This window comes from Chelatococcus sp. YT9 (assembly GCF_018398315.1).
Lineage (GTDB): Bacteria > Pseudomonadota > Alphaproteobacteria > Rhizobiales > Beijerinckiaceae > Chelatococcus.
The window spans coordinates 2,003,059-2,012,910 of record NZ_JAHBRW010000002.1 but is presented as its reverse complement, the minus strand read 5'-3'; the positions used below and the strand labels follow the sequence as shown (position 1 = coordinate 2,012,910).

Annotated in this window: 8 protein-coding genes; 5 read left to right on the top strand and 3 right to left on the bottom strand. The window is 60.9% G+C overall.

Annotation, left to right across the window (positions count from 1 at the left end; translation table 11 throughout):
- Positions 1-124: 124 nt before the first annotated feature.
- Together KIO76_RS29075 and KIO76_RS29070 are read right to left on the bottom strand one after the other, a co-directional pair.
- Positions 125-1,264 carry an alpha/beta hydrolase gene (locus tag KIO76_RS29075; RefSeq protein WP_213327034.1) on the bottom strand — a complete coding sequence of 380 codons (1,140 nt, stop codon included), beginning with the start codon at positions 1,262-1,264 and terminating at the stop codon, positions 125-127.
- Between the two features lie 215 nt (positions 1,265-1,479).
- Complete coding sequence (locus KIO76_RS29070; protein ID WP_213327033.1) at positions 1,480-2,058, bottom strand: TetR/AcrR family transcriptional regulator; 579 nt, start codon at positions 2,056-2,058, stop codon at positions 1,480-1,482.
- A gap of 796 nt (positions 2,059-2,854) precedes the next feature.
- Between KIO76_RS29070 and KIO76_RS29065 the strand changes: the two genes are divergently transcribed.
- Genes KIO76_RS29065 through KIO76_RS29055 form a run of 3 tightly spaced genes read left to right on the top strand, consistent with a single transcriptional unit; the run spans position 2,855 to position 7,838 of the window.
- Positions 2,855-3,925 (top strand): HlyD family secretion protein, encoded by a 1,071-nt coding sequence (locus tag KIO76_RS29065; RefSeq protein ID WP_213327032.1) that lies wholly within the window; start codon positions 2,855-2,857, stop codon positions 3,923-3,925.
- Complete coding sequence (rbbA, locus tag KIO76_RS29060; RefSeq protein ID WP_213327031.1) at positions 3,922-6,723, top strand: ribosome-associated ATPase/putative transporter RbbA; 2,802 nt, start codon at positions 3,922-3,924, stop codon at positions 6,721-6,723. The genes KIO76_RS29065 and rbbA overlap by 4 nt, the downstream gene beginning before the upstream one ends.
- A gap of 2 nt (positions 6,724-6,725) precedes the next feature.
- Positions 6,726-7,838: an ABC transporter permease gene (locus KIO76_RS29055; RefSeq protein WP_213327030.1), complete on the top strand. Its 1,113-nt coding sequence runs from the start codon at positions 6,726-6,728 to the stop codon at positions 7,836-7,838.
- Positions 7,839-7,892: 54 nt separating this feature from the next.
- On the opposite strand, the gene KIO76_RS29050 is transcribed toward KIO76_RS29055, so the two are convergent.
- A complete protein-coding gene (locus KIO76_RS29050; protein ID WP_213327029.1) occupies positions 7,893-8,366 on the bottom strand; it encodes an Lrp/AsnC family transcriptional regulator in 474 nt (157 codons plus the stop codon).
- Positions 8,367-8,551: 185 nt separating this feature from the next.
- Here KIO76_RS29050 and KIO76_RS29045 point away from each other — a divergent pair, with 185 nt between their 5' ends.
- Both KIO76_RS29045 and KIO76_RS29040 read left to right on the top strand, forming a co-directional pair.
- On the top strand, positions 8,552-9,076 hold the full coding sequence (locus KIO76_RS29045) for a cysteine dioxygenase (RefSeq protein ID WP_249730078.1): 525 nt from the start codon (positions 8,552-8,554) through the stop codon (positions 9,074-9,076).
- Positions 9,077-9,147: 71 nt separating this feature from the next.
- Positions 9,148-9,852, top strand: a complete 705-nt coding sequence (locus KIO76_RS29040; RefSeq protein WP_213327028.1) for a ribonuclease activity regulator RraA — start codon at positions 9,148-9,150, stop codon at positions 9,850-9,852.

Below are 9,852 nucleotides of genomic sequence, written 5' to 3'. Positions count from 1 at the left end.
AGCCCTCGTCGTGCTGCGCCATGACAGCCAGGACGGTCTCATCAGGACCATCAGGCTGGACAAGGAGCTGGAACCTCTGATCGTTGCCTGAGGCCGCTCATCGTCGTCCTTGGCCTCACTGGCCTCAGTTCGGCGCCAGGGCGCGGCCGGCGAGGTCGAAGGGACTGGAGAGGGTGGCTCCGACTGCGTTGAAGATGAAAGCACCCGCACGCCTCAACCCATTGCCCGCACCGTTGCCGGCCGTCGCAGCGAGGCTGGGGTAGAGCTGCGCGAGATTGACATAGCGGTCGTGGTTCAAACTATCCGACGCCGTCAATTTGGAAATATCCACAAATTGCAAATTGGCCTTCAAGGCGGCTTCCTGGATGCGGGGATCATTGATATCGAGCGCGCCGAGCCTCGGGCGATCGCCCGCGAGCTTCCCCGACAGGGAGAGGGCGCGGTCATCCGAGGCCACAAGCACCGTGATCGGTTGGCGCAGCGGCCCAATGACCATCATCTGGCTTCGAAAAACATCAATGTCGATATCCGGGGCCGCGAGGACCACGTCGAGACGGTTAAGGACGTCGACGCGGCCTGTCAGCTTGAGCTGCCGCAACGCCTCCACGGTCAGCCACCCGCCCATGCTGTGTCCAACGAGCGTGATTTCGTCCCTCGGATATGCGCGTGTGAGCGTTGTCAGAAGCTGCACGAGCCCGTCGCGCGAATAGGTCGCGGCGTCCCTGTCGGCGATGTAGCCGGTGACCGTTGCCTCAGACGGCCAGGCAAAGAGAATCGGCAATCCGTCGATGTCGGCGTCGGCCGCCATCTGCGCCAAGCGAAACACCGCTTCCTGAAAGTTGGTGTTGAAGCCATGCACGAAAACACCAATCCGCTCCGGCCGTCTTGTTCCGCGTTGGCGCGCGACTCGGTTGTAGAATTGCCCGGCGTCAAGGATTTCCTGCCCAACGACTACGAAATTGCGCGCTGGATCGTTTGTTCCCGCCGACCATTCGATGACGCCTGGCTTATGCCCCGGCGGGATAGCGATGGTGAATTCCGCATAGTTCAGTTGCAGTGCGCGGTCAGCAGTAAAGGCGTTGCTATCGGTGCTCGTCCGGTCGCGGGTTGTCGCGACATAGACCTTGACGAGCTTTGCGCCTGGGGCTGAGCTGACCGTATTGAGCGCATCCGGCCCCGGCCTGGTGGCGCAGGCAGCAAGCAGGATGAACAGCGTTCCCAGCAGTCCGCCTCGTATCCAGTAACCTATGTTCCGGTGGCGCATAGCGGGCACCGCCTGTGCGAGCCACCGAGCGGCAGGAACGCCAAGAGCGGGTCGCGCGCGGGCCAAATTGCACAACCTCGCAGCCGGAAACATGAACTTGAGGACTCGACGCGAGAAGACACAACCTGACACCATAGAGGCAGCCTCTCACCCGGCCGTGGCAGTGAATGCGCAATCATGCATGTCGGCTCGCACATTCTGCAAAATTGGTGGCTTCAGCTCCCGGTCGGATGCTTGATAATAGCGGCAATTGCATCGCGGATGAGTGGTTCGAGTTCACCCTCATCATCGTTGACGAGTGGGTCTATCTTCAGCACGTCCTTCAGGATTCCGAGGCCAGCCAGCAGCGCCGCAACCAATGCCGCGCGTCTGAGATCGGGCGGTTGAATTTTTTCATTCAGCGGGACGATCACGTCGTTGAGAATGAACTCGCGCAGAACCGACGCAGCCGAGGCACTTGAGAGGGAACGCACGGAAATATCGAGCGGCCGGACACCGTGCTCTGTTTCGGGATCCTCCGCCAGGAACTCCCGCGCGAGCTCACTCGGGAAGTTTGCTTCACCCAGGGCGGATATGCGCTCGGCCTGTGCCGTAGCGCGCACAGCTTCCGCGAACAGTCTTTCCTTGGAGCCGAAGCTGCGATGCACGTAGGCGACATCGACGCCGACGTCGTCGGCGATGTCGCGTAGGCCAGTCTCCTCATAGGAGAACCGCGCGAAACGCTTGATTGCCGCATTGAGAATGCGGGAGCGCGTCGAAGCGGGCGGCGGTAGGCAGACTGCTGCAGTTCCCATGAGAAGCTCGACTTTGTAAGGGGACTATAGCCTGTTGCGAGAAAGTCTTTATCCTAGTTCAGATAATCGGCGATATCTTGGCCGCACCTTATACTCTTTATTGCAGAACAAACCGCAAGTGGTTGATCTCGGGCTTTTTCATTGCTCCAGCGGTGCTACCCGCAAGTCGACGTTAGAAACAAACCTCTGCAGCGAGGCTAGCTCCATCGCCGACAATCAGTCAACAGCTGTTGACCCGCGTTGACATGTGTCAAAGTGGTTTGTTGCTCGTCCGTTAGTCTAACCCTCACGGGCGCTCTAAGACTGAGACCATGAACGATTCGAAAGCCCTCGCAACGGCGCACCTTGCGCCGGCGCCGAGAGGAATCCAACCGGTCATACCTACGGTTCACTATTCTGCTTCCATCCGGACTTCGCGCGCCAGGCGTTCGGGGCGACAGCCTGCATTGGAGTATCGCGCCCAATCCCTGGAGGCTTGGCGACTTGGGAAAAAAAATCCAGCCGGCATTCTGACGTGCAGCCATGTCGAGCCTCGCTATGTCCGGGAAGCCCGCATGGGGTGGGCGAAAGCTGCCAGTCCTCCTCGGGATCAGCCGAAAAGCTTCTCACCTGTGACGCCGCTTATCGTAGCCTTCCGATGGCTTCGTCGCGGCTCGGCGCATGGCCCAGGTGAGAATTTGGCGGCCTGCTACCTTGTGGGGCAGTATGGAAACTCTGGACCGGTCGTTGAAGTGGGATGACATTTGCTCGTCTTACACCGTACCTTTGAGCCGCTGCGTAATACGGAGTCGATGTCATGACCTGGAGTAAAAGACCGTGGCTGTTCGCTGTTCTGGCAGTGATCGTCATCGGGGCAGCCTACTATGGCTGGCAGAAACTCACAGGAAGTGACCTTCCGGCTGGTATCGCATCCGGCAACGGTCGCATCGAAGCCGTCGAGATCGACATCTCGACGAAAACACCGGGCCGAATTCGGGAGATTCTCGTTGATGAGGGAGATCTCGTCGTAGCCGGCCAGGTGCTGGCTCGTATGGACACCGACCAGCTGGAGGCTCAACGACGCCAGGCTGAGGCACAGTTACGTCGTGCTGAGATCAGCATCGATACCGCGCGCAGCCTTGTCACGCAGCGGCAAGCGGAGCGAACGGCGGCTGAAGCGGTCGTGGCGCAGCGCGAAGCCGAACTGGATACGGCAGATCGCAAGTTGGCGCGCTCCGAGCAGCTGATCAAGACAAACGCCACCTCGCAGCAAACGCTGGATGACGACAGGGCTGCAGCCCAAGGCGCGCGCGCCGCGATCAGCGCAGCGAAGGCTCAACTTGCTGCGTCGGAGGCCGCGATCGGTGCGGCCAAGGCGCAGGTCATCGATGCGGAAGCGGCCGTTGACGCGGCTAAGGCGCAAATTGAAAGCATCACGACCGATATCAATGATGCGGTGCTGAGGTCTCCGCGCGACGGGCGCGTGCAGTACCGCGTCGCCCAGCCCGGCGAAGTCCTTTCGGCTGGCGGTCGTGTACTCAATCTCGTCGATCTCAGCGAGGTCTATATGACCTTCTTTCTGCCGACGGCGCAGGCCGGGCGCGTCGCGATCGGCACCGATGTGCGCCTCGTCCTCGATGCCGCGCCGCAATATGTCATCCCCGCCAAGGCGACCTTTGTGTCCGATGTCGCTCAGTTCACGCCCAAGACCGTCGAGACCGAGGAGGAGCGGCAGAAGCTCATGTTCAGGGTCAAGGCGCGTATCCCGCAGGAGCTTCTGAAGAAATACATCCAGTATGTGAAAACCGGGCTGCCCGGGATGGCCTATATCCGGCTTGACCCGAGCGCCGAATGGCCTGCACGCCTGTCGGGAACGCTGGTTCAATGACCCGGCCTCCGGCTGAGAAGCCATCGCCCGTCTCTGATCCGGTTGTCCGCCTGAACGCCGTCAATCTCGCCTATGGCAAGGTGCGTGCGCTAAAGGATCTGACATTGGACGTACCTGCCGGGCGTATGATTGGTCTGATCGGGCCCGACGGCGTCGGCAAGTCGAGCCTGCTTTCCCTGGTCGCCGGCGCCCGCGCGGTCCAGCAAGGTAGCGTGCATGTTCTCGGTGGCGATATTGCCGATGCCGCCCATCGCCTCGCCACCTGCCCACGCATCGCTTATATGCCGCAAGGACTCGGCAAGAACCTTTATCCAACCCTTTCCGTCTTCGAGAACATCGATTTCTTCGGCCGCCTCTTTGGCCATGGACGCAAGGAGCGGGAGCGACGCATAGCGGAGCTTCTCCAGCGCACCGGCATGGAGCAATTCGCTGACCGCCCAGCTGGAAAGCTGTCCGGTGGCATGAAGCAGAAAACGAGCCTTTGCTGCTCACTCATCCATGATCCGGATCTTCTGATCCTCGATGAACCGACGACGGGTGTGGATCCGTTGTCGCGGCGGCAGTTCTGGGAACTGATCGACGACATCAGACGGGACAGGCCCGGCATGAGCGTCATCGTCGCGACGGCCTACATGGAGGAGGCCGCGCGCTTCGACTGGCTCGTCGCGATGAACGCGGGGGAAGTGCTGGCCACTGGCTCCCCGGCGACGCTCCTTGAGCAGACCGGAACCGCCAACCTCGACGCGGCCTTTATTGCGTTATTGCCGGAGGATGAACGGCGAGATCACAAGACGGTGGTCATCCCGCCGCGCGCTGACGGGGCGGACGCCGAGATCGCGATCGAGGCCGAGCATGTCACCGTCCGCTTCGGTGACTTCACCGCTGTGAACGACGTGAGTTTCCGGATCCCGCGCGGCGAGATCTTCGGCTTCCTCGGGTCGAATGGCTGTGGCAAGACCACGACGATGAAAGTTCTGACCGGACTTTTGCCGGCCAGTGATGGCATTGCCCGGCTGTTTGGCCGGGAGGTCGACCCGCGGGATATCGAGGTGCGCCGTCGTGTCGGCTACATGTCCCAAGCCTTCTCGCTTTATACTGAACTGACGGTCAGGCAGAATCTCGAGCTCCACGCGCGCCTCTTCAACCTGCCCGAAGCTGACATCCCCGCCCGCATCGCGGACATGACAAACCGTTTCGATCTCGAGGACGTGCTCGATAGCTTGCCGGACGCCCTCCCGCTTGGCATCCGCCAACGGCTGTCTCTGGCAGTGGCCCTTATTCATTCACCGGATATCCTCATTCTCGACGAGCCGACATCCGGCGTCGATCCGGTGGCGCGCGACGGCTTCTGGCAGATCCTGTCCGACCTGTCGCGCAAAGATAACGTCACGATCTTTGTATCGACCCACTTCATGAACGAAGCCGAACTCTGCGATCGCATTTCGCTGATGCATGCCGGCAAGGTGCTGATCAGCGATACGCCGAAGGCCATCGTGGAGAAGCGGTCCGCAGCGACGCTTGAGGAAGCGTTCGTCGGCTATTTGGAAGATGCCATCAATGATGCATCGCTCAGGCCGGGTGCCGTTCCCAAGCCATCGCTGGAGGTGAAAGCCGTTAAGGCCGCCCCGGTGTCGGAAGGCGTAAGGGAGACGGTGGCTCCGAAGCGCCGCTTCTTCGATATCCGGCGGATGTTCGCCTATAGCGAACGCGAAGCGCTGGAACTGCGACGCGATCCGATCCGTGCGACGCTGGCGATCCTGGGCTCCGTCCTGCTGATGTTCGTCATCGGCTACGGCATCAATATGGACGTTGAGGATCTGACCTTCGCGGTGCTCGATCGCGACGATACCACCGTTAGCCGGGACTACGTCCAGCAGATCGCGGGCTCACGCTACTTCATAGAACGGCCGCCCATCACGGGCTATGATGACCTGGACCGCCGGATGGCGAGCGGCGATATCAGCCTGGCGATCGAGATCCCCCCAGGCTTCGGCCGTGATGTCGCGCGAGGCCGGGCGGTCGAGGTGGGGGCGTGGATCGACGGCGCCATGCCGCAGCGCGCCGAGACGGTCCGGGGTTACGTGCAGGGCATGCACCAGACCTGGCTCACTCAGAAAGCACGCCAGCTCTATGGCAACGCAGCTACGGTCGGCGATTTCCAGCTCGAAATTCGCTATCGCTACAACCCGGATGTGCAAAGCCTTGTCGCGATGGTCCCGGCCGTCATCCCGCTTTTGCTCCTGATGATCCCCGCCATGCTCGCTGTCCTCAGCGTCGTGCGCGAGAAGGAGCTCGGCTCGATCATCAATTTCTATGTCACCCCGGTCACGAAGATGGAGTTCCTGCTTGGCAAGCAGCTCCCCTATATCGCGCTGGCAATGCTGAATTTCGTGATGCTCACAGCCTTTGCGGTCTTCGTGTTCCAGGTGCCGTTCACCGGCAGTTTTCCTACCTATGCCGCGGCGGCTTTCCTGTACGTGATCTTCACAACCGGGATGGGGCTTGTCATTTCGGCCTTCATGAATAGCCAGATCGCGGCGATCTTCGGTACGGCGCTGATCACTCTTATACCGGCTGTCCAGTATTCCGGCATGATCGATCCCGTTTCATCGCTGGAGGGGGCGGGGGCCTTCATTGGGCGAATCTACCCGACGACCTATTTCATGACGATTTCGCGGGGCACATTCTCGAAGGGGCTCGATTTCAGCGATCTGGCGAGTTCCTTTGTGCCTCTTGTCATCGCTGTGCCGGTCCTGTTCGGGCTCGGCACGCTGCTTCTCAAGAAACAGGCGAGCTGAGCATGAGGCTCGCGAATATCGTCAATCTCGGTGTGAAGGAGCTTCGGGGGTTGGTCCGCGACCCGATGCTCCTGATCCTGATCGTCTATTCGTTTACGCTCGCCGTTTATACGGGTGCCACGGCCGTGCCGGAAACGCTCAATCGCGCGGCAATCGCGATCGTTGACGAAGACCAGTCGCCTGTCTCTTCCCGCATCCTGACCGCTTTCTATCCACCCTATTTCGTGGTGCCGCGAGTCATCAGTCCGCATGAGATGGACGCGCGGATGGACGAAGGCCTGGATACCTTCGCTATCAATATTCCCCCGAATTTCCAGCGGGATCTCCTCGCCGGCCGATCGCCAACGATCCAGCTCAACATCGATGCGACGCGCATGTCTCAGGCCTTCACAGGTGGGGGCTACATTCAGGCGATTGTCTCCGGCGAGGTGACAGAATTCCTCAACCGCCATCGCGGCGAAGCAGACGTCCCCGTCGCCCTGGCCCTGCGCGCGCGGTTCAATCCCCAGCTCAACAAAGGCTGGTTCGGGGCCATCAACAACATCATCTCGTCGATCACGATGCTGTCCATAGTCCTGACCGGAGCAGCGCTGATCCGGGAGCGTGAGCATGGCACGATCGAGCATCTCCTCGTCATGCCAGTCACCCCGACGGAGATCATGGTAAGCAAGGTCTGGTCAATGGGGCTGGTGGTCCTCGTGGCATCCAGCTTGTCCATCATTTTCATTGTCCAAGGCCTTCTCGCCGTTCCCATTCAAGGCTCTGTCGCGCTGTTCGTGGCGGGCACGGCGTTGCAACTCTTTGCCACGACATCGATGGGAATTTTTCTGGCGACCGTCGCCGGCTCGATGCCGCAGTTCGGCTTGCTGCTGATGCTCGTCCTGCTTCCGCTGCAGGTTCTGTCCGGTGGCACCACGCCGCGGGAGAGCATGCCGGAGATTATCCAGACGATCATGCTGGCGGCGCCCAACACTCATTTCGTGATGCTGGCGCAAGCGATCCTGTTCAGAGGCGCGGGTTTTTCTGTCGTCTGGCCGCAATTCGCGGCGCTTCTGCTGATCGGTGGGGTGCTGTTCTTCCTCGCGCTGCGTCGCTTCCGTCGTTTCCTGCGTTGAGCGCGCCCCGCGTTATCCCGTTTACCGTCGCCGTCCCCGGAACATCGGTTGGGGTTAGGACGCGCCGGCACCGGCGAGGGATATCGCGGTGGTCGATTTCAGCTCCTCCATGGCGAACATGGATGTCACGTCGCTCAGCTCGATCCGCGAGATCAGTTTCTTGTAGAGCGCATCATAGGCACTGATGTCCGCGATATAGGCCTTGAGCAAATAATCGATATCGCCGCTCATCCGGTAGAAATCGATGATCTCCGGGAGCTCTCGGACAGCATCATGAAACTGTTCGAGCCATTTGAGCGAATGGACGTTGGTTTTGACCGCAATGAAGACCGTGACGCCGACACCAAGCTGCTTGCGGTCAAGGAGCGCCACGCGCTTGCGGATGATGCCGCTTGCCTCGAGCTTCTGGATGCGTCGCCAGCACGGGGTCTGCGACAGGCCGACCTGTGCCGCGATCTCTGCCAGGGGCAGGCTCGAATCCTCCTGTAGGAGCGCCAGAATCTTCCGGTCAAAGGCATCAAGTTTCATGCGCGGCAGTATGGGCAGATGGAATTGGGTGTCAATGCGCTCTCCCGAGTTGCAAAACGGTTCTCCAATCATCGGAAAATCGGAAATCGGTTTCTCATAGTGCTGGCATTTGCGCGCAAACTCGCAAATCTATTTCCCTGGTTCGGCTGTAAAATTCCCCTTGAGTTGCTGGAGAGGGAATTGTCATGCAGGGACTGTTGATCAACGAGATGCGTGGCAGTGCGCTCCTGCGTGGTCTGCACACTGACTCCGACACTCTATCGCGGGATTACCTCAAGGCGGCGCGCCGGGTGCTTGAGGATCTCGTCGCACAGGCCGATCCGTTCGCGGGGCTGCCATTGCAGCGCAAGCCCGGTGGCTATGCCCGCAATCTCTTGGCCGGCGATGCCCAGGTCAGCATCTGGGCGATGGTCTGGAGCCCAGGTTGCGCCACCTCCATTCACGACCATCATTGCTCCTGCTGCTTTGGCGTCGTCAGTGGGGTCATCCGCGAAACCTGGTACCGCGCCATCAACGCGACCCAGGCTGTGCCCGTCGAGGTGCATGACCGCGCACCGGGCTACGTTGCCTGCATGCTGCCGTCCGGGCCGAATATCCACCGCATGGAGAACTGCGGCGATAGCGAAGCGATCTCCATCCACATCTATGGTTTCGATCATCAGATGCATGCGTCGTCGATCGAAACGGAATACACGGTCGCGAAACTCTAAGCGGTCGCCCTTGTCCCCCGCCCACGAGCGACGTAGTCATACGTCTCTCACTTCTGGCGAGGACAAACTCGATGGCGCTTTCCTCTGACCTGCGCGTGACGCTCGAAGGCGTCTCCACCGCGACGCTGACGACCGTATTGCTGAAGAAGGGATTGCGTAACGTCTGGATCCGCGGTGCTAAGCCGTTGCGGGCAGGCCAGGGCAAATTCGTCGGCTCCGCCTTCACCCTTCGCTTCGTGCCGGCACGTGAGGATCTGGCCACCCCCGCGTCCTGGGCCTCGCCGATCTCGACGCGCGCCGCTATCGAGGCGATGCCGGATGGCGTGATCGCCGTCGTTGACGCGATGGGCGTGACCGACGCCGGAATCTTCGGCGACATTCTCTGCGCGCGCATGGCCAAGCGCGGCGTGGCGGCCCTCATCACCGACGGCGTAGTCCGTGATATCGCCGGCGTCGAGGCCTCAGGTCTGCCGGTGTGGTGCCAGGGCGTCGCCGCGCCGCCTTCCGTTGCAGGCCTCACTTTCGTCGGCTGGCAGGAGCCGGTGGCCTGCGGCGGCGTCGCCATCTTCCCCGACGATGTGATCGTGGTCGACGATGACGGCGCGGTCGTCGTTCCCGCCGCGCTCGTGGAGGCGGTCGCGGCCGAGGCGGTCGATCAGGAGCGTATGGAAGCCTGGATCATGCAGGAGGTGGATCGCGGCGTGGCACTGCCTGGGCTTTATCCCATGAATGACGAGACCAAGGAGCGCTATCAGCAGTTCCTGAACAACGCCTGA